This is a genomic window from Caulobacter sp. SRI_014 (genome assembly GCF_057586315.1).
This window is the reverse complement of sequence record NZ_JBYCZQ010000003.1, coordinates 251,773-272,622: the sequence shown is the minus strand read 5'-3', so window position 1 is coordinate 272,622 and position 20,850 is coordinate 251,773. Positions and strand designations below refer to the sequence as shown.

Genomic DNA, 20,850 nt, shown 5'->3' with positions numbered 1-20,850 from the left:
ATGGCAGCGGTGGGGTTAAGAGGCTGGCTGCTCGGAGCCCTCGCGGTCGCGGCCCTCAGCCTGACCGGCGCCGCCATCGCGGCCGGCGAGAAGGAAGAGGCGGTCCCCCGCACCTACGCCGTCGCCCCGCCGGCCAAGGCCGGCCAGACGCCTGCCGAAGCCAAGGCCAAGAGCGCCGGCTGCATGAGCTGCCATTCGCCGGTCGACTCGGTGTCGATGCACGCCTCGGACGCCGTGGTCATCGGCTGCACCGACTGTCACGGCGGCGATGCCAAGGCCGCCTTGCCGGCCGGGGTGACCAAGGACAGCGCCCAGTACGTCGCCGTCCGCGACCAGGCCCACGTCCTGCCCCGCTATCCGAAATCCTGGGGCTGGCCCAAGGCCGCCAACCCCAAGCGCAGCTACAGCCTGCTCAATCGCGAGTCGCCGGAGTTCATCCGCTTTGTGAACCCGGGCGACTACCGCGTCGCCCGCCAGGCCTGCGGCGCCTGCCACATGGGTCTGATCGAGGCGAACGAGCGGTCGCTGATGGCGACCGGGGCGATGTTCTTCGGTGGTGCCAGCTACAACAACGGCATCCTGCCGTTCAAACGCTACATGGTCGGCGAGTCCTACACCCCGGACGGCGAGCCGGCGAAGATCGTCTCTCCCGGCCGGCCGGCCGGCACCGTGAGCGAGGCCGAGGCCAAACGCGGCGCCCTGCCGGTGCTCTACCCGCTGCCGACCTGGCAGGTGACGCCGCCGGGCGACGTCTTCCGCGTCTTCGAGCGCGGCGGGCGCAACATCAACACCCAGTTCCCCGAGATCGGCCTGCCCAACCCGACCGGCCAGACCCAGCGCCTGGAAGAAGCCGGCCGCCCCGACATCCGGCAGTCGAACCGGGGCCCGGGCACCGGCCTGCGCATCGCCGTGCCGGTGCTCAACATCCACAAGACCCGGCTGAACGATCCCTACACCTGGTTCCTGGGCACCAATGACCAGCCGGGCGACTACCGCTCCTCGGGCTGCGCCAGCTGCCACGTTATCTACGCCAACGACCGCGAGCCGCGGCACAGCCTGACCTACGCCAAGTTCGGCCGCGATGGGCAGAGCCAGACCAGCGATCCGACCATCGACAAGGCCGCGACCGGCCATCCGCTGAAGCATGTGTTCAGCCGCGCCATCCCGACGTCGCAGTGCATGAACTGCCACATGCACCAGCCGAACATGTTCCTGAACAGCTACCTCGGCTACACGATGTGGGACTACGAGTCCGACGCCCCCTCGATGTGGCCGAAGACACAGAAGTACCCCACCGACCACGAGATCCGCGAGATCAACGACCGCAACCCCGAGGGCGCGGCGCCAAAGGGCCTGTGGGGCGATCTCGATTTCATGCGCGAGGTCTACGGGCTCAACAAGAACCTCAAGGACACCCAGTTCGCCGACTACCACGGCCACGGCTGGAACTTCCGGGGGGTGTTCAAGCGCGACCGGGCCGGCAACCTGCTGGACAAGGACGGCAAGATCGTCAGCCCGGACGATCCGGAGAAGTGGCGTCTGAAAGGCGAGGGCGAGTTCGTCCCGGCCGGAACCAACCCCGGCAAGACCGTCCATATGATGGACATCCACGCCGAGAAGGGCCTGCAGTGCGCCGACTGCCACTTCGCCCAGGACAGCCACGGCAGCGGCCTGATCATGGGCGAGGTCGCCTCGGCCGTGGAGATCTCCTGCAAGGACTGCCACGGCAACGCCCGCAAGTACCCGAACCTGCGCACCAGCGGGCCGGCCGCCCCGCCCGGCGGCACCGACCTGATGCTGCTGCGCAATCCCGACGGCCAGCGCCGCTTCGAGTGGCTGGAGCGGGACGGCCGGCGCGTGCTGGTGCAGCGCTCCATCGTCGATCCCAAGCTGGAATGGGAAGTGTCGCTGGTGAAGGACGTGGTCGACCCGTCCAACCCGCGCTTCAACGCCAAGGCTGCCCGCGCCAAGCTGATGAGCAAGGCCGCGCCGGGGCGCAAGCCGCTGGCCTTCGGCTCGGGTGTCGCCGACAAGGATCTCGCCCACCCCGAGGCCGAGATCGCCTGCTTCACCTGTCACACCAGCTGGACACCCAGCTGCGGCGGCTGCCACCTGCCGATCGAGGCCAACTGGAAGGCCCAGAGCCACAAGGACAAGGGCGGCGAAAGCCGCAACTTCGCCACCTACAATCCGCAGGTCGCCCGCGACGACATGTTCCAGCTGGGCAAGCACCAGCTGACCCGGGGCGGTATCATCGCCCCGGTGCGCTCGTCCTCGGCCCTGGTGCTCAGCTCGACCAACATCAACCGCGAGCGCATCTATGTGCAGCAGCCGCCGGTGTCGGCGGCGGGCTTCTCCAGCCAGGCCTTCGCGCCCCACTTCCCGCACACGGTGCGGACCACGGAGACCAAGACCTGCACCGACTGTCACGTCTCGGCCGCCGAGGACAACAACGCCATCATGGCCCAACTGCTGACGCTGGGCACCGGCACGGTCAACTTCGTGGGCATGCACGCCTGGGTCGGGGCCGAGGGCGGCTTCGAGGCCATTCGCGTCACCGAGTGGGACGAGCCGCAGGCGGTGCTCGGCTCTTATCTGCAACGCTACGCCTACCCCGACTTCTTCGGTCTGCACGTCAGCCGCAACAAGATGCAGCTGATGAACTGGACCCGCAAATCGAAGGACGGCTCGCTTGAGGAGTTCGCCAACGTCCGTCAGGGCGCCGGCGGCGATGTCCGCTGTCTGCAGCTGCGCGGCGAGTACATGTATGTCGCCGAGGGCCGGGGCGGCTTCCGCGTCTATGACGTGGCCAACATCGGCAACAAGGGCGTCTCCGAACGCATCGTCACCGCGCCGTTCTCGGGGGCCGGCCACGACACCCAGGTCGCGACCACCAACGCCACCTGCATGGCCCTGCCGACCAACCAGCCGATCAATCCCGCCCGCAACACCCCGATGATGCAGCAGGAGAACCTCGAGCAGCCCTTCCACCCGATCTATCACTACGCCTTCGTCACCGATGCCAAGGAGGGGCTGATCGCGGTCAATGTCGACACCCTGGCCGACGGCGAGCCGCGCAACAACAAGCTCAAGCGGGCGGTGACCTGGAACCCGGGCGGCATCCTGAACGGCGCGCGCCACATCACCCTGGCCGGCCGCTTCGCCTACATCGCCGCCGCTTCGGGCCTGGTCGTGGTCGACCTCGACGATCCGTTGAAGCCGCGCCACGCCGCGACTGTTCCGCTCACGGACGTTCGCGCCAGCGCGGTACAGTTCCGCTACCTGTTCGTCACCGACCGCGAGGGCGTGCGCGTCCTCGACATCACCCGCCTTGACCGCCCGGCGGTGATCCCCGGCGCCGTCGTGCCGTTGAAGGACGCGCGCCGCCTCTACGCCGCCCGTACCTACCTCTATGTCGCGGCCAAGTCCGAGGGCCTGGTCGTCCTCGATATCGAGAAGCCGCGCAGCCCCCGCATCTTCCAGCGCATCACCTTCGACGGCCGCCTGAACGACGTCGAGGACGTGGTCATCGGGTCCACCAACGCCAGCCTGTTCGCCTATGTCGCCGACGGCCGCAATGGCCTGAAGGTGCTGCAGCTGACCAGCCCGGCGACCCAGCGGGCCTTCTACGGCTTCAGCCCCGCCCCGGTCCCCGAACTGATCGCCTGGGCGAAGACCAGGACCCCCGCCTTCGCCCTCTCGCGCGGCCTCGACCGCGACCGGGCCGTCGACGAGACCGGCAACCAGATGGCCATCTTCGGCCGCCTGGGCTCGCGGCCGTTCACCCGCCCGGAGATGGAGCGGCTGTTCCTCAATCCGCAAGGTGAGGTGTACAGGGTGACCGACACGCCGAGCATGAGCGACTGGCTGCGTTAGGCCGAATGGGCCATACAAGACCCCTGCCCGGAGCACCGCCCGTGAAATCGCCGCCGTCGAAGACCCGCCTGTCGGACCTCAAGGGCGGATCGGGCCCAACGAAGAAGTTCGAACCGCCGACGCCGAAGGTCAGCCGCCTGAAGAAGGGCAAGGTGCTGACGCCGGCCGAGAAGGCGGCCTTTCTGGCCTCGCGGCCTGATCTGAAGGGCTAGTGCCCGCCTGACCCCTCGGCCCGCTCGTGGGCCAGGTGCTTCATGAAGCCCTGCATCTTGGTTGTGTAGCGCGCCAGGATCTTGGCCCGGCCCTGTTCGTCGGTGTCGGTGTAATGGCTGACCAGGGCCTTGCCGTTCCACCAGTGCAGGCCGATGCCGGGCGGGCCGGCGACGATCATCGGGCGGTCGTCGGGCCTTTCCAGGTCCATGGGATCGAGGTCGAGGACGACCTGCGGCTGGGTCGAGGGGCAGACCCGCACGGTGGTGCCGGCAAAGGCGCTGATGATCGGCCGATGCACATGGCCGGCCAGGATGGCGACGATGTTGCGGTGGCGGGCGACGACGGGCTCGAGGCGGGCGACCCAGGCCTCGGCCGAACCGATGGTCATCCATTCGATGCCGGTCTCGACGGGCGGGTGGTGCATGACCAGCAGGGTCGGACGGTCGGATTCGGCCAGCCGGGCCTCCAGCCAGGCGGCGCGGGCCTCATCGAAGCCGCCGCCGTGACGGCCCACTTCCAGGGTGTCGGTCACGACGATGCGCAGGGGCAGGTTATCGACGACGTACTGGTTATAGCCGCCCGAGAAGGGGGCGTTGGGATAGACCTGGCGGAAGACGTCGCGGTTGTCGTGGTTGCCCATGCAGAACAGGACCGGCATGGCCAGCTTGTCGAGAATCTTCTTCAGCCGCTTGTAGCTGGGCAGGTCGCCGTGGTCGGTCAGGTCGCCGGTGGCCAGCACCAGGTCCGGGCGCGGAACGATCTCGTTCAGCGTCTTGACCACCAGGCGCAGGCGCTTGGCGTTGTCCTCGAAATCCCCGCCTGAGCCGAAGCCCAGGTGCAGGTCGGTAATCTGGGCGATCAGCATGGTTGCCCCTCAGCTGCTGTCGTCTCAGGCCCGAACGCGGCCTCGCGTTACTTTTCTTCCGCTTGGTAAACCCCGTCCCAGTCCGCCGGCGGCGGGTTGGCGGCATATCGTGCGATACGTTCGGCGAAGAGTCCCGCCAGTTTTTCGATTCCGAACACCGAGCCCGTCTCCCGGAAGCGAGCCAGGGCGGTTTCAGCCGCCTTCCACTCCCGGGCGCGGTAAGCCGTCAGCATGTCGGCGAAGGCCGTCTTCATGGCCTTGAAGTCCGCATCGCCGGCCATCACCGGTCGGCCGAGCAAGGCGTAGATGCGCTCGGGCGCCTCGCGGCCGACCACTCGCACCTGGTCGACTTCCAGCTGGGCGTACTCGGGAATTTCCTTTGCCAGGGTCTGGCCCATCAGGATCGGCACGCCATAGACCTTGGTCAGGCCCTCCAGCCGCGAGGCCAGGTTCACCGCATCGCCGATCAGGCTGTAGCTGAGGCGCTGGCGCGAGCCCATGTTGCCGACGCAGCAGCGGCCGGCGTTCAGCCCGATGCCGATGGCGATATCGCCGGGCCAGGGCCCCACGAGACCGCTCTTTCGGGCGTTCATCTCCTTCATGGCGTCGATCATGTCGAGCGCCCCGGCGGCGGAGTTCCTGTACTGGTCGGGATCGTCCAGCGGCGCGTTCCAGAAGGCCAGCACCGCATCGCCGATGTATTTGTCGATGGTCGCCTTGCGCGCCAGCAGGGCGTCGGTCAGCGGGGTGAGGAGTTCGATCAGGAAGCTGATCAATTCTTGTGGGGCCATCTTCTCGCTGATGCGCGAGAAGCTTCGGATGTCGCTGAACAGGACGGTCATGTCCCGCTCCTCGCCACCCAGCTCCAGCTGGCCGGGGTCGCGGGCGATGCGTTCGACAAGCTCCGGCGAGAGATAGCGGTCGAAGGCGCGGCGGATGTAGGCCCGGCTGCGCTCTTCCCGATAGAAGCTGAAACTGGTGACCATGGTGTAGACCAGCGCGATGGTCAGCACCGGCATCGTCGGTTCCAGCAGGAGGGCGCCATAGCGGAAGGCGGCCCAGCTGCCGGCGATGGTCCCGATCACCGACAGGGCGGCGATCACCCCGCTGCGCAGGGCGCCGAGGGCCGGCGCCAGGATGGCGAGCCCGACCCCGAAGAAGATCAGAAGGTAGAACTCGGCGCCGAGCGCCCAGTCGGGCCGCGACAGGTATTTGCCGAGGATCATCTGCTCGGCGGCCTGGGCGTGGACGATAACCCCGAGCTCGCGCTCGCGCAGGGGCGTGGAGACCAGATCGCGCAGGCCAACGGCGCCGGCGCCGACGAAGACCACGTGGTCCGCAAACTTTGCCTTCATCTCCTCGGGAGACAGCGAGCCCTCGAGAATCTTCCAGGCAGGCACGACCCGCTCGGGACGGTCGTCGGTGTAGTGCATCCACACCTCGCCGTCGTCGGTGGTGGGGGCGATAAAGTCGCCAACCTTGATCGCCACCATGTTGACTTTGCCGGCTGAGGTCTGGCCGCTGGCGTCGGAGGACTTGATCACCACCGAGCCCGCGCCTTGGCCCACACGCAGGGCCTCCAGGGACAGGGAGGGGACGATGTGGTCGTTGATGCGGGCCAGCAGCGGGGCGTTGCGGATGATGCCGTCGCGGTCGCCGATGATGGAGACAAAGCCGGCGCCGGCGGCGTTCTGGGCGATGGCCGGCAAGGTCGGGATCGAGCCTTTGAAGGCGGGCAAGACCTCCAGCGGCGGGGAGCCGGCGACCACCACCCCGGCGGCCTCGACGGGACGGGCGTTGTTGGGCTCACGGGTCAGAAAGAAGCCGGCGACGGTCGGCGAATTGGCGACAGTCTGGCCGAACAGCAGGTCGTGGTCGGGCAGGGCGGCGATGTCGGCGTAGTCGCCCTTCGCGGCCGGATTCTGGCGCAGGATCTCGGCGGCGCGCGAGGGGCTGGTGCGGTCGGGCTCGCTGAACACCACGTCGAAGGCGATGGCGCGGGCGCCGGCGTCGGTCAGGGCCTGGGTCAGGCGGGCGGTGTCGGTGCGCGGCCAGGGCCATTGGCCGAGCCGTCGGATGGTCTCGTCGTCGATGTCGACGACCCGCACCCCGACGTCTTCATACGGACGCGGATAGAGCCGCTGGTAGTTGTCGAAGACCAGGTTGCCGAGGGTCGCCAGGGCAGACGGCTGCAGGAACTGGATAACGGCGATGATCACCGTCACCACCAGCCCGGGCGCGGCGGACTTCAGCGTCTGGACCCAGCCGGCGCTCTGGCCTGCGCGAGGTTTGCGGGCCTTCTTCTCGCTCATTGCCCTGTCCCCCAGGTGATGGCGCGGCCCTGCACGGCGACGGCCTTGGGGCCCTTGCCGGGCTCCTTGCGGGTCGGCCGGATCGGCGCGTGATAGCTGTGGCAATCGGCGCAGTCGGCCCCGGCCGCCTGTTTGACCTTGGCCTTGTCGGCCCCGTGGCAGGACTGGCAGGTCGCCAGCCTGGGCAGCAGTAGGTCCTTGGCTGTCCCTGACTTGTCCGCCGCGTGGCAGGTCGCACAGGCCGGCTGGCCGTCGGGGCCTTTCGAGTGCTCGGGAATGTCGTGGTTGAAGGTCCCCTTGGTCAGCCAGGCGTCGGCCAGCTTGACCGGCCCGGCCCGCCAGACCAGCGACCCATCCGTCGGCGGCGAGGCCCCGTGGCAGCCGAAACAGGTTCCGCCCGGGGAGAACAGGCCGCGGATGCGCGCCGCGGCGCTGGCCGTGACGCCGCTGTAGGTCTCAGGATCACCCGGCCGCCGACGCCCCATGGTCGGTCCGGTCCTCGAGACCACCCCGCCCCCGCCCTGGAAGAAGCTGACCAGCTTGCGGGTGTCGCCGTGCGGCAGATTGCCGATCGAGTGGCAGGAGCCGCAGGCCGCTTCCATCTTCACCGGCAGGTAGTTGCCGCCCTTCGGTTCTTCCTTGTGGCAGCTCTGGCAGTCGAGCGGCGCGCCATAGCCGCGTCCCGCGCCGAGGCTGACCGCCATGCGGGCAGGGCCACCGGTGCGCGACAGATGCAGGTCGTGCGGGAAGATCAGGCCGCTGTTCTCCGACGGCCGGGCGGCCATCGAGATGCGGCGCACCTGAAGCGGCGACGGCGAGACGGTGACCAGCGGCCGCAGGTCCGGGTGCTTGCCCCAGTTGGCGACGTTGGCCAGCTTCGTATCTTTCAGCCGCCTGTCGAGGCCGGCGTGACAGGCGGTGCAGCTGTGGACCGTCTGCAGGGTCGGCTTGTCGTGGTTGGGGTCGGCCAGCGGGTCGCCGACATGCTCGACATGGCAGCTGGCGCAGCGCTGCTGGGGCTTGTTGAACACCTTGCGGGCGTAGTCGAAGACCTTCTCGTGCCACTTCACCGGCGCCGGCGTGCCCCAGACCATGCGGCTGAGGCCCGCGTGATCACCGACGGTGCGCAACGGCAGGTCCGGAGCGCCCTTGCCCTTCAGGCGGACCTGCGTCGCCGCCAGCTCGGCGGGTGTCTGACTGGCCGAATGGCAGGTCTGGCAGGCGGTGTCGCGCACCGAGACGAAGGCCTTCTGGTGACAGGCCTGGCAGTCGTTCTCGAGGAAGGCGTGGGTCTTGGACAGCGGGCCCGACGACCACTGGCTGTCGAGGTCGATCTTCGGATGGCTGCCGAACACGCCGTAGACGGCCAGCACCGGCAGGATCAGGCAGAGCAGGGCGATCAGCGTAAAGCCGGTCCAGGCCAGCCGCCGCTTGCCCAGCACCCGGGCGCGGGGGATCAGGCTGGCCGGAGTCGCCGCCTCGCCCTGGCCCGGGGCGGCCTCGACGCGGGTCAGGGTCAGGACGACTTCGTCACCTTGGCCGGGACCAATCGCCAGCAGGTGATCGCCGAAGCTGAGCTCGGGGACGTCGGCGATCTTGACCACGGCGCTTTTGGTGAAGCGGCCGTCGACGCCGAAAGGCTGGGCCCCGGTCGCCTCGATCCGCAACCGGCCCAGGCCCTCCTGGCTAAGCGTGGCGTGGTGTATGCTGACCGCCAGGTCGGGGATGCGGATCTCGCAGTCGGTCCCCCGGCCGATACGCAGCGGCCCTTCGGCAACGGTCTTCTTGCGGACGATCTCGCCGCCCGCGGCCCGTTTGGTGATCTGTCGAAGGGTGAAGCTCATCCCCGCCTCACCAGTAGATGAAGACGCTGACGATGTGCGCGGTCAGCGCCATCAGCAGGGCGATGGAAGCGGGGACGTGCACGGCCAGCCAGGCCCCCAGCAGGGTGCGGATGCGCAGGTGCTTGCGCAGCTGCAGCAGGGCGGCGCTCTTGCGGTCCAGCAGGGCGGTGACATTGCCGATGGCCGCCAGCTCGCTCTCGTTGGCCTTGCGCGACAGGCCCTTGAGCTTGCCCAGGGCCCGCCGGGTTCCGCAGTCCATCGGGTTGGTGCTCAGTCTACGGAAGAAGCCGCCGCCGACGCGGCTCTTCTCCAGCGACAGCCGCACAGCCGCCGCCTGGCGCTGGTTCAGCGGCTGGGCCGCCTCGTTCAACTGTCGGTCCAGGGAGCGGATGGTCTCGACCATCTGCTTCTGGGTGGTTTCCTTGCGATTGTTGCTCAGGGCCTTGGGCAGGCCGGCGTAGGCGATGATGCCGTAGACGCCCGACAGCACCACCAGGATCATCAGGGCGTAGGCCAGCGTATGGATGTTCCAGCCGAACTGCAGGCCGCTGTGCAGGGTGGCGACGGTGACCAGGGCCAGCCCCAGATAGACGTGGGCCGAGACCCAGGCCTTCAGCGACCAGTCGCCCTTGGTGATGACCCGCTTGCGGATGCCCAGCGCCGTCAGCCAGACGATCAGCAGGGCCCCGATGGTCCCCAACGTATAGCCGTACCAACTGCCGCCATTGGGGCGGGGATGCACATCGGCCAGCACGTAGCCGACCGCCGCCGCAATACTGAGCGCCAGCCCGACCCAGGCCCAGCGATAGCCGGCGTGGCGCAGGAAGCCGACATGGACCTGGGCGTTCGAACGCTTTCCCTTGCGCGGCGCCCGGGCCATCTCAGCCCTCGCCCCGCACGCGGGTAACGGTCAGGAAGTCTTCCGGCGACACTCGGATCGCCGCCCCCGTCGGGCAGGCGCGGACGCAGGCCGGGCCGCCGTCGATGCCGGCGCACATGTCGCACTTGATGGCGACCTTGGGCTTCTCGCCGTACTTCTTCTTGGCCTTGGTCTTCCACTCGATGTCGGGCTCGCCCGGCCCCGGTCCCTGGCCGAACAGGAACCAGCTGAGCAGGCCCGGCTTGGCCGGCGGCGGGCTGTCCATGCGGATCACGCCATAGGGGCAGTTGCGCTGGCAGTTGCCGCAGCCGATGCAGGTCTCGTCGATGAACACCTCGCCATCGGCCCCGCGCCGGATGGCGTTGGGCGGGCAGTCGGTCATGCAATAGGGGTGCTCGCAGTGTCGGCAGCTGGTCGGCACATGGAGGTTGGCGTAGGTCCGTCCGGCCTCGCGGTCGAGGCGCGACAGCCCGTCATGGACGTCGGCGCAGGCCTTCTCGCAGTTGTCGCAGCCGACGCAGAGGGTCTCGTCGATCAACAGGACGTCGGTGGCCTCGCCGATGCCCTGGTCGACCAGGAAGTCAGCGACGGACGAGTAGAGATCGACGACGCCGCTGAAGCGGTCCTTCTGCTCCTCGATGTAGCTGTTGATCTGTTTGCGGGCCCGCATGTCCTCCCGCATCTTGGCTTCGAGCTCGGGCTTGCGGGCCAGCAGCCGCCGGAAGAGATCGCCGTCCAGCCGCACCACCTCGGAACGGATCGCCGCCCGCACCGTCGCCACCCGCCGGCCGCCGTCGATCAGGGCCATTTCCCCGACGTACGAACCCGCGGGCACATAGTTGAGGAACACCGTCTTGCCGCCGATCTCCTTTTCGATAGTCATCGAGCCGGAGCGGATAATGAAGATGTCGTAGCCTTCCTCACCCTCGTTGATGATCGCCTCTTCGGCCTTGACCTGCATCAGCTCGGCGCTGGTCAGGACCTCGACGATGTCCTCCTTGGTCAGGCCCGATCCGAAGATCTGCAGCATCTGGCGCTCGGTGGTGATGCGGTTGACCGTCTCGCGGGCGTCCTTGTTCTGCGCCATCAGCCGCAGGGACGCCGTGCGCGGCATTTCCAGCAGGATGCAGCTCTCGGCTGCCCGGATCGTCGCTCCGCGCCTGCGTCCGGAGATCAGGCCCACCTCGCCGAAGATCGAGCCCTGGGCGATGGGCACGGTCTCTCGCCGGTTCTTCGGGTTGACCTCGACCTTCACCGAGCCCGCGGCGATGCCGAACATCGACGAGCCGATCGAGTTGCGCTGGAAGATGATCTCGTCGGGGGCGCAGACCCGCACCGAGCTGTCGAGCAGGAACTCCCGCATCTGCAGGGTCGAAAGGCCGTTGAGGATTTCGATCCGGGTGCGGAGGAACTCCAGCCACTCGGCGACCGACTGGCCGCCGGGCAGGGCCGACAGCTTGGCCTCGAGGATCGGTTCGTCGGCGGGCTTGAGGCCCAGGTTGCCGGCGATGAACTCGATGACGTCATAGCCCTGGTTCATGCAGTGCTTGATCAGCGGATAGCCGGCCAGGGCGCCGATGACATAGATGCCCGGCGCCGTCGTCTCGAACGTCGGCGACAGCTTCGGGAAGGCGTCGCGGTCGGCGCTGCTGAAGACCACGCCCATCGATTCCACGAACTTGCGCGGCGGGGCCGAGCCCATGCGGGCGATGATCCGGTCACAGCGTATCGACTGCTGGCCCTCGGGCGTATCGATGGTGATGAAGCCCGGATCGACCCTCGCCGGCGTGGAGCCGGCCAGGATGGTGATCCGCCCGGCCGCCGCCGCGTCGGTCAGGGCCTTGACGTTGGCCTCCTTGGCGCGGGCGAAGTCCATCGACTTGTTGAGCAGGGTGACGACATTGCCCTGCGCGGTATCGGCGATCAGGCCGAGCGCGTTTTCGATGCCGGCGTCGCCGCCGCCGACCACGGTGATGTGCTCGTCGACGTACTCGGTGGGGTCATCGAGGGTGTACTGCACATGCTTCAGGTCGCCGCCCGGCACGGTCAGTAGGTTGGGGTTGCCCTGGGTGCCGATGGCCAGCACCACCGTCTCGGCCTTCAGCACCCGGCCGTCGGTCAGGGTGATTGTGAAGTCGCCCTTGGTTCCGGTGACGGAAGCCGCCTCGGCCTTGTAGGCGACATTGACCTTGTGGCCGGCGGTTTCGCTGTTCCAGCGGTCGAGGATGGTTTCGCGCTTGCCGGCCTCGAAACCGATGTCCGACCGCAGCACCAGCTGCGTCGGGGTGGCCATGATGTGCTTGCCGCGCTGGTAGCGGAAGATGGTGTCGGAGAGGCGGTCGGTCTTCTCCAGAAGGACGTGAGTCATCCCCCGGCGAGCAGCGCGCGCGGCGGCGCTGAGGCCGGCCGGCCCCGAGCCCAGGATCGCAACCCTGTAGACTCCCTCCATGTCTCGCCCCGTCAGCCGGAAATATGCCGGCCACCCCACGGGATACGGCCCCCTGCCGTCCCCGGATTGCTTTACCAGTACAGCGGTTTCCGACTAACGTATATCGCGTGGATGGGGAGCGGGCCGGGGGATCATGAGCGCCGAAATCGGCCAGTTCGCCCTGATCCTCGCCTTCGTGCTGGCGCTGGTTCAATCGGCCGTGACGATGTGGGGCGCGCATCGCCGCGATGACGCCCTGATGGGGCTGGGCCGGATGGCTGCCCTGTTGCAGCTGGTGTTCGTCGTCATCGCCTTCGGGGCCATCGCCTGGGGCTATGCGACCCTGGACTTCTCGGTCGAGCTGGTCGCCCGCCACAGCCACACGACCCAGCCGCTCGCCTACCGCCTGGCGGCCAGCTGGGGCAGCCATGAGGGCTCGATGGTGCTGTGGATCCTGATCCTGGCGCTGCATGGCGGGGCGCTGGCCGTGTTCGGCCGCACCCTGCGGGCCACCTTCCTTTCACGGGTGCTCGGGGTGCAGGGCCTGCTGGGCGCCGCCTTCCTCGGCTTCTCCCTGTTCACCTCCAACCCCTTCACCCGACTGTCGCCCGCCCCCATCGAGGGGACCGAGCTCAATCCGCTGCTGCAGGATCCCGGCCTGATCAGTCATCCGCCGCTGCTCTACCTCGGCTACGTCGGCTTCAGCGTCGCTTTCGCCTTTGCCGTCGCCGCCCTGATCGAGGGCCGGGTCGACGCGGCCTGGGCGCGGTGGGTTCGGCCCTGGGTGCTGTTCGCCTGGACATCCCTGACCCTCGGCATCGCGCTGGGCAGCAACTGGGCCTACTACGAGCTGGGCTGGGGCGGCTGGTGGTTCTGGGACCCCGTCGAGAACGCCTCGCTGATGCCCTGGCTGATGGGCACGGCCCTGTTGCACAGCGCCCTGGTGCTGGAAAAACGCGGGGCCCTGATCAGCTGGACCCTGCTGCTCTCCATCCTGACCTTCAGCCTCAGCCTGATCGGCACCTTCCTGGTCCGCTCGGGCATCCTCAACAGCGTCCACGCCTTCGCCGTCGACAGCGCCCGCGGCGCCTACGTCCTGGCCTTCTGCGTCCTGGCCACCGGCACGGCCCTGGCCCTCTATGCGTGGCGGGCCCCGGCCATGCGCACCGGCGCCCTGTTCGGGCCCATCTCCAAGGAGGCCGGGATCACGCTGAACAACCTGGTGCTGGTGGTGGCGACGGCGACCGTCTTCCTCGGCACCTTCTATCCGCTGCTCTACCCGCTGATCAGCAATGGCGGGACGATCACGGTGGGCCCGCCCTTCTTCAACCTGATCTTCGTGCCGCTGTTCGCCATCCTGCTGACCCTGGTCGGCTTCGGACCGCTGCTGCACTGGAAGCGTGATCAGGTGAAGGCCATTCTTATCCGCCTGCGCTGGCCGCTGGGCCTGTTCGTCATCGCCCTTCTCGCCGGGACCTTCGCATTTGGCCTGGGTAAAACCCTGGCCGCCTTCGGCATCGCGCTGGGCGTCTGGCTGATGGCGGCCGGCGGCCTGTTGCTCGTTCGCCGCTGGGGGATCGGGTCGAAGACCGCCGCCGCCAGCTGGACGCTGATCCGCACCACCCCCGTCGCCGTCTGGGCCGTGGCCCTGGCCCACGCGGGCCTGGGCGTCACCTGCATCGGCGTCACCGCCATGGCCGGCTTCGAGGCCAACAAGGTGCTGCGCATGGGAACCGGCGACCAGGTCGAGTTCGCCGGCCGCACCGTCATCCTCGAAAGCCTGGGTCAGGTGGTGGGACCCAACTACCAGGCCGAACGCGGCGTCTTCAGAATCGTCGGCGGGCGAGGGCCAAAGACCCTGGTCTCGGAGCGCCGCTTCTATCCCTCCAGCCAGACCCAGACCATCGAGGCCGGCATCGGCCCCTCGGTGATCGGCAACCTCTACATCTCGGTCGGTGAACAGGATGGCGCGGGCAAGGCGGTCATCCGCCTGTGGAACCACCCCTTCGTCGGCTGGATCTGGGGCGGCTCCATCCTCATGGCGCTCGGCGGCCTCGTCTCCCTCAGTGACCGGCGCCTGCGCCTCGGCGCCCCCCAACCTTCCAAAGTGAAGACGGGGCGCAAAACCGCCGAGGCCGCCGCATGAGGCGCCTGGCCTTCATCGTCCCCGTCGTCGTCTTTCTGGCCATCGCCGCTGTCATGGCCGTGGGCCTTGGCCGCGATCCGAAGATCCTGCCCTCTATGCTGATCGGCAAGCCGCTGCCGGCCTTCAACCTGCCCGACGTGCGCACCGGAACCGGCGGCCGGGGTCTCGCCACCAGTGACTTCCAGGGCAAGCCCGGCCTGATCAACGTCTTCGCCAGCTGGTGCGTCTCCTGCCGCATCGAGCACCCCTTCCTGATGCGGCTGAAGGCGGAGGGCGTCTCGATCCACGGCCTCAACTGGAAGGACAAGGGCGACGCCGGAGCCCGCTGGCTGACCCAGTTCGGCGACCCCTACGACCGCGTCGGCTACGACCCGACCGGCCGCACCGGCATCAACCTCGGCGTCACCGGCGCCCCCGAAACCTTCGTCATCGATGGCAAGGGCGTGGTCCGCTACCGCTACGTCGGCCCGATCACGCCAGAGGCCTGGGCCGATACGCTGAAACCCCTGCTCGACAAGCTGGAGGCGGAATCGTGAAGCGCCTTCTGTTGATCCTGGCCCTGGTCTTCGCCGCCGGTCCCGCCTTCGCCGTCCTCCCCGAGGAACAGCTCAAGGACCCCGTCCTCGAGGCCCGCGCCCGTCATCTATCCAAGGAGCTGCGCTGCGTCGTCTGCCAGAACCAGACCATCGACGACAGCGACGCCCCTCTGGCCGCCGACCTGCGCGCCATCCTGCGCGAACGGCTGACAGCCGGCGACACCGATGAGCAGGCCAAGGCCTATCTGGTCGAACGTTACGGCGACTTCGTGCTGCTCAAGCCGCCGATGAATCCCGCCACCCTCTTCCTGTGGTTCGGCCCGGCCCTGCTGCTGCTCGGCGGCGCGTTTGGCGTCTGGCGCTACTGGCGCGGCCGGTCGCTCGCCGCACCCGAACCCCTCGACCCCGAAGAACAGGCCCGGCTCGCCGCCCTGCTGAGTGAGAAGCAATGATCCTCTGGATGGTCCTCACCCTGCTGGTCGCCCTGGCCGTCGCCGGCCTGGTCATTCCGCTGGCCCGTCCCGGCAAGGCGAGCGACCGCGCCGCCACCCCGACCGGCATCCTCGCCGACCAGCTCAGCGAACTCGACGTCCAGACCGCCGCAGGAACCCTCACCGCCGACGAAGCCGCCCGGCTGAAGCTGGAGATCGAACGCCGCATGCTGGCCGAGGCCAAGGGCCCCGAAGCCCCGGCCCGGCCCTTGAGCGAAAAGGCCCTGCTGCGCCTGGCCCTCGGCCTCGCCGCCGTCGTCGCGTTGGGCGCCACCGGTCTCTATGCGATGATGGGCAAGCCCGACGTCGCCTCGGCCAACGCCAGCCCGGCCAAGCTACTGGAGGGCGAAGGCACGCCTCCCGGCCACCCCGGCGGCGACCCGGCGGCCATGATCGCGCAGCTCAAGGCCCAGGTGGAACGCAACCCGTCCGAGCCGGAAGGCTGGCGCATGCTCGGCTGGTCCTACTTCCAGACCGGCCAGTTCACCGAGTCCGCGGAGGCCTACGACAAGGCCGCCACCCTCGATCCGGCCAACGCTGAACACCGCTCGGCCCAGGGCGAGTCCCTGGTCCAGGCGGCCGGCGGGCAGATGACTCCGGCGGCCTCCACGGCCTTCCGCCAGGCCCTCAAGCTCGACCCGAACGACCCCCGCGCCCGCTACTTCCTGGCCGTCGAGAAGGACCAGGCCGGCGACCGAGACGGGGCCATGGCCGACTGGATCGCCCTGATCAACTCCGCCCCCGACGGCGCCCCCTGGGCCGCCGAGGTTCGCCGCTTTGTCGAGGACCTGGCCCGCGAACGCGGCATCGACCTGACCGGCAAGCTCAAGGCCAGCAGCGGCCCGGCGCCGCGGGGCCCCAGCGCCGACGACATCGCCGCCGCCCAGACCATGAGCCCCGACGACCAGCAACAGATGATCCGCGGCATGGTCGAAGGCCTCGAAGGCCGCCTCCAGGAACAGCCCCGCGACGCCGAAGGCTGGATCCGCCTGATGCGCGCCCGCATGGTGCTGGGTGAACCGGCGGCGGCGAGCCGGGCGCTGAAACAGGGCCGGGCCGCCTTCGCCGACTCCCCGGCTGATCAGGCCCGGATCAGCGAGGCGGCGAAGGTGCTGAAGGTGCCGGGGGCGTAGCGCGGCGCCCCTTCGAAAGCTCTCCGCCCTTTGGGCGGAGGACCGCTTTCGAGCCTAAGCGAGAAAGCAGGAGGCGGGCCCACCGGCGTTGGAAGGTTAGCGCGTTCGCTTACACGCCGGCGTCTGCGGACACAGCGCACGTCCGCCGGTGGAAGTCCCGCCTCCTGTTTTGTCGCTCGCGCTCCAAAACGGTCCTCCGCCCCAAGGGCGGAGAGCTGACGTATCGCGCCGTCCTCACGAACCGGCTATCTTCCAATCATGAGCGCCGCCCAGCCCCTGCATCCGAACACCGACCCGGACCTTGCCAACCTCGGCCTGCCGGGCTGGATCTATCACGACGCCGACTTCTTCGAGGCCGAGAAGGCGGCGGTGTTCCGCACCAGCTGGCAGGTCGTCTGCCACCTGTCGGACATCCCGCAGCAGGGCGACTTCCACACCCTCGACTTCCTCGGCGAGAGCCTGGTCGTGGTGCGCGGCGACGACGACAAGGTGCGGGCCTTCCACAACGTCTGCCGCCACCGCGCCTCGCGCGTGGTCGACGGACCGAGCGGCAACTGCGGCGTCCGCATGACCTGCCCCTACCACGCCTGGAGCTACGACCTGCGCGGCCGCCTCGCCGGCATGCCCCATGCCAAGGCGTTTGGCGACTTCGACCGCGCCGCCCACAACCTCGTCCCCGTCGAGCACGAAATCTGCCTGGGGTTTGTCTTCGTGCGGTTGCAGGGCGGCCTGCCGACCGTGCGCGAGATGCTCGGCGACTACTATTTCGAGCTTGAACACTACCGGATGGAGGAGCTCCAGCCGCTGGGCCGCGTGACGATGCGCGAGCGGGACGTTAACTGGAAGAACGTCTCCGACAACTATTCCGACAGCCTGCACATCACCGTCGCCCACCCGGGCCTGACCCGGCTGTTCGGCGTCGGCTACGGCCTCGAGGCCGGGCCCTGGTGTGACAAGATGTGGGGCGCCCTGCGGGAGAGCCCGTCGGACAGCTGGTCCGAGCGCGCCTACCAGCGCTTCCTGCCGGACGTCGACCACCTGCCCGCCGACCGCAAGCGGCTGTGGACCTATTTCAAGCTCTGGCCGAACGTCGCCTTCGACGTCTATCCCGACCAGATCGACTTCATGCAGTTCCTGCCCGTGTCGCCGACCCGGACGATGCTGCGCGAGATCGCCTATGTCCTGCCCGACGAGCGCCGCGAGATGAAGGCGGCCCGATACCTCAACTGGCGGATCAACCGGCTGGTCAACATCGAGGACAAGGCGCTGATCGAGCGGGTGCAGGCGGGGATGGCGTCATCCAGCTACGCCATGGGGCCGCTGAGCGAGAACGAGGTGGCGCTGAAAAGCTTCGCCCGCCGCATGCGGCAGCTGATTCCGGAAAGCCAACTCGGCAGCGCGCCGCCGAAGGGCTGGGCGCGGTAACCTCTGGTCGCCCTTCTCCCGCAAGGGGAGAAGGGAGCCCCGAGGCGAACTCAGATCTCCTTGCGCCGGATCACCAGGTTCCGGATCTCCGTCATGTCTTCCATGGCGAACCGCACGCCTTCGCGGCCCATCCCACTGTCCTTGACCCCGCCATAGGGCATGTTGTCGACGCGGTAGCTCGGCACGTCGTTGATCAGCACGCCACCCACCTCCAGTTCGTCCCAGGCGGCCATGGCCTTGTGGATGTCGCGGCTGAAGACGCCCGCCTGCAGGCCGAACCGGCTGTCGTTGACCTCGGCCAGGGCCGCCTTGAAGTCTGTAAATTTCGAGAGGATGGCCACCGGCCCGAAAGCCTCCTCGTCGCGCAGTTTCAGGCCGCGCGGCACGTCTTCCAGCAGGGTGGCCTCGAGCATCGCCCCGTCACGCTTGCCGCCGCACAGCAGGGTCGCGCCGGCGCCGACCGCGTCCTCGATCCAGCCTTCCAGACGCCGCGCCTCGCCGACATCGATCATCGGACCGATGAAGGTCTCTTCCTTGCGCGGATCGCCCGAGACCAGAGCCCTGGTCTTCTTGACCAGCGCCCGCCTGAACCCCTCGTAGACGGCCTCATGGACGATGATCCGCTGCACCCCGATGCAGCTCTGGCCGGACTGATAGAAGGCGCCGAACACGACCCGCTCGACTACGTCCTCGATGTCCGAGTCCGCATCGACGATCACCGCCGCGTTGCCGCCCAGCTCCAGCACCACCTTCTTCTTGCCGGCCCTCGCCTTCAGCGCCCAACCCACCTCGGGTGAGCCGGTGAACGACAGCAGCTTCAATCGCTCGTCCGTGGTGAACAGGTCCGACCCGTCGCGCGTGGCCGGCAGGATCGAGAACGCCCCCCGGGGCAGGTCCGTCTCGGCCAGGACCTCGCCGATGATCAGGGCCCCCAGCGGCGTCCTGCTGGCCGGCTTCATGACGAAGGGGCAGCCCACCGCGATGGCCGGGGCGATCTTGTGGGCCGCCAGGTTGAGCGGGAAATTGAACGGCGAGATGAAGCTGCAGGGCCCGATCGGAACCCGCTTCCACATCCCCTGATAGCCGCGCGCCCGGGCCGAGATGTCCAGCGGCTGGACCTCGCCGGTCATCCGCACGCTCTCCTCGGCGGCGATGCGGAAGGTGTCGATCAGGCGGGTGACTTCGCCCCGGGAATCGCGGATCGGCTTGCCGGCCTCGATGCACAGGGCCTGGGCCAGCTCGTCCTGGCGCTCGGTGAAGCGCTTCACGCAGTGGGCCAGCACGGCCTGACGCTCATAGGCCGCCAGCCGCGCCATCGGCCCGGCCGCGTCGACGGCGGCGGCGATGGCCTGGTCGATCAGGTCGGGGGTCGCCAGCGCCACCCGAGTCGCCACCTTGCCGGTGTACTTGTCGGTGACCTCGAGGTCCTGGTTGGGACTGACCGCCTTGTTGGCCAGGTACAGCGGATAGGCGTCCTTCAGCGGCATGGCGGGGTCCCAAAACAAACACGGCGGCCAAACGCTTACGCCTGGCCGCCGGTTCGCAGAAGGAAAGATTGGCCGCCGCTAGGGCAGACCGACCCCGAGGGCCAGCAGGGTCTCGGACGTGATCCCGCCGGCCAGCTTGCGGTCAGCCTGGAAGCGGCCGAGGGCGGCCCGGGTCGGCGCGCTCAGCTGCCCGTCGCGCGGACCGCTGTAGTAGCCGCGCAGGCCGAGGGCCGATTGCATGTCCCGCACCAGCTGCGGGGTCACCCGCACCTGTTGGGCGCCGCCGGCTTCCACATAGGGCTTGGGCGCGGCGTCGGAGCCGTACAGGCCACCCTGCACGGGGGCGCCCGAGCAGTTGTCGACGCAGTCGCGGCCGTAACCACCCCCGGTCGGCGCCGGCGGCGGCGGCTTCGGATAGCTCTTCGGCGGTTTGGGATAGGACGACGGCGGCGGCGGCGGGCCGTAGGACGGCGGGGGCGCGTAGCTGGCCTTGTCGGCGCAGACGATCTCGCGCCACTGGAAGCTGGTGTCGGTCACCATCCGCGACTTGGTCACCGTCTTGTAGGTGGCCGGGATGGTGTAGGTCTCGACCCGCTCCTTGGTGATCACGACGCGCACGCGGACCGACCGGTACTCGGCCGGGATCACGCGCTTTTCGACCCGGGCGTCCTGATCGATGACCTGGCGGGTGACCACCTGGGTCTCGGCCGGCACCTGGATCTGCACCGTGCGTTCCGGCGTGCGCAGGACCTTGCGGGTGACCATGGCGTACTCGGCCGGCACCTCGACCAGGCAGAGCACCTCGCCGGTGGACAGCACCTTGTAGTGGTTGGGATCGGTCGGCCGCTGGTCCTTCGGCACGCCGCGGCGCCACTCGTAGTGGGCCTCGCGGACCATGACCCGCTCGGAGATGGTCTCATAGACGGCGGCCACGGTCTCGGTGCGGACGGACGCCTGCTTGAGGATCACGGTCTCGGTCACCGTGCGATAGGTGGCCGGCAGGGTGATGTATTCGGTGCGCTCTTCGCGGACCAGAACCTGTTGCAGTTCCTCGCCGTAGACGGCCGGGATGACCCGGGTCTCGGTGCGGGCCGGCGAGTCGACGATCTGTTCGGTGTAGCTCTCGTACGACGGCGGGATCAGCACCTTCTCGTAGCACTTGCCCGGCACCGCGTTCGGCGGGAAATCGCCGCCCGGCCCACCGGCCATCGCGC

The 20,850-nt window shown here is 68.6% G+C and carries 14 protein-coding genes; 7 read left to right on the top strand and 7 right to left on the bottom strand.

Going from position 1 to position 20,850, the window contains the following annotated elements; all coding sequences use genetic code 11:
• Both AC2YG9_RS09935 and AC2YG9_RS09930 read left to right on the top strand, forming a co-directional pair.
• A complete protein-coding gene (locus AC2YG9_RS09935; RefSeq protein WP_487297802.1) occupies positions 1-3,876 on the top strand; it encodes an LVIVD repeat-containing protein in 3,876 nt (1,291 codons plus the stop codon).
• A gap of 41 nt (positions 3,877-3,917) precedes the next feature.
• Positions 3,918-4,088 (top strand): hypothetical protein, encoded by a 171-nt coding sequence (locus AC2YG9_RS09930; RefSeq protein WP_487297801.1) that lies wholly within the window; start codon positions 3,918-3,920, stop codon positions 4,086-4,088.
• Here AC2YG9_RS09930 and AC2YG9_RS09925 read toward each other — a convergent pair.
• Genes AC2YG9_RS09925 through AC2YG9_RS09905 form a run of 5 tightly spaced genes read right to left on the bottom strand, consistent with a single transcriptional unit; the run spans position 4,085 to position 12,439 of the window.
• On the bottom strand, positions 4,085-4,954 hold the full coding sequence (locus AC2YG9_RS09925) for a phosphodiesterase (RefSeq protein ID WP_487297800.1): 870 nt from the start codon (positions 4,952-4,954) through the stop codon (positions 4,085-4,087). The two genes, AC2YG9_RS09930 and AC2YG9_RS09925, sit on opposite strands and share 4 nt — an antisense overlap.
• Positions 4,955-5,001: 47 nt before the next feature.
• The gene (locus AC2YG9_RS09920; protein WP_487297799.1) at positions 5,002-7,266 is read right to left on the bottom strand and encodes a CHASE2 domain-containing protein; all 2,265 of its coding nucleotides are present in this window, start codon (positions 7,264-7,266) and stop codon (positions 5,002-5,004) included.
• A complete protein-coding gene (locus AC2YG9_RS09915) occupies positions 7,263-9,110 on the bottom strand; it encodes a hypothetical protein (RefSeq protein WP_487297798.1) in 1,848 nt (615 codons plus the stop codon). Before AC2YG9_RS09915 ends, AC2YG9_RS09920 begins: the two co-directional genes overlap by 4 nt.
• Before the next feature lie 7 nt (positions 9,111-9,117).
• Complete coding sequence (locus AC2YG9_RS09910) at positions 9,118-9,990, bottom strand: hypothetical protein (protein WP_487297797.1); 873 nt, start codon at positions 9,988-9,990, stop codon at positions 9,118-9,120.
• A gap of 1 nt (position 9,991) precedes the next feature.
• Entirely contained in the window at positions 9,992-12,439 is a 2,448-nt protein-coding gene (locus tag AC2YG9_RS09905; RefSeq protein WP_487297796.1) for a cyclic nucleotide-binding domain-containing protein, read from the bottom strand.
• 133 nt (positions 12,440-12,572) lie between these two features.
• Between AC2YG9_RS09905 and AC2YG9_RS09900 the strand changes: the two genes are divergently transcribed.
• The 5 genes from AC2YG9_RS09900 to AC2YG9_RS09880 all read left to right on the top strand — a co-directional run bounded on the left by AC2YG9_RS09900 (position 12,573) and on the right by AC2YG9_RS09880 (position 18,149).
• Positions 12,573-14,564, top strand: a complete 1,992-nt coding sequence (locus AC2YG9_RS09900; protein ID WP_487297795.1) for a heme lyase CcmF/NrfE family subunit — start codon at positions 12,573-12,575, stop codon at positions 14,562-14,564.
• On the top strand, positions 14,561-15,100 hold the full coding sequence (locus AC2YG9_RS09895) for a DsbE family thiol:disulfide interchange protein (protein ID WP_487297794.1): 540 nt from the start codon (positions 14,561-14,563) through the stop codon (positions 15,098-15,100). Before AC2YG9_RS09900 ends, AC2YG9_RS09895 begins: the two co-directional genes overlap by 4 nt.
• On the top strand, positions 15,097-15,552 hold the full coding sequence (locus AC2YG9_RS09890) for a cytochrome c-type biogenesis protein (protein WP_487297793.1): 456 nt from the start codon (positions 15,097-15,099) through the stop codon (positions 15,550-15,552). The genes AC2YG9_RS09895 and AC2YG9_RS09890 overlap by 4 nt, the downstream gene beginning before the upstream one ends.
• Positions 15,549-16,724: a c-type cytochrome biogenesis protein CcmI gene (gene ccmI / locus AC2YG9_RS09885; protein ID WP_487297792.1), complete on the top strand. Its 1,176-nt coding sequence runs from the start codon at positions 15,549-15,551 to the stop codon at positions 16,722-16,724. Before AC2YG9_RS09890 ends, ccmI begins: the two co-directional genes overlap by 4 nt.
• 258 nt (positions 16,725-16,982) lie before the next feature.
• Positions 16,983-18,149, top strand: a complete 1,167-nt coding sequence (locus tag AC2YG9_RS09880) for an aromatic ring-hydroxylating oxygenase subunit alpha (RefSeq protein WP_487297791.1) — start codon at positions 16,983-16,985, stop codon at positions 18,147-18,149.
• A gap of 50 nt (positions 18,150-18,199) precedes the next feature.
• Here the strand turns inward: AC2YG9_RS09880 and AC2YG9_RS09875 are convergent, their stop codons facing one another.
• Positions 18,200-19,636 carry an aldehyde dehydrogenase family protein gene (locus AC2YG9_RS09875; protein WP_487297790.1) on the bottom strand — a complete coding sequence of 479 codons (1,437 nt, stop codon included), beginning with the start codon at positions 19,634-19,636 and terminating at the stop codon, positions 18,200-18,202.
• Between the two features lie 78 nt (positions 19,637-19,714).
• Positions 19,715-20,845: a peptidoglycan-binding domain-containing protein gene (locus AC2YG9_RS09870; protein WP_487297789.1), complete on the bottom strand. Its 1,131-nt coding sequence runs from the start codon at positions 20,843-20,845 to the stop codon at positions 19,715-19,717.
• Positions 20,846-20,850: the final 5 nt, after the last annotated feature.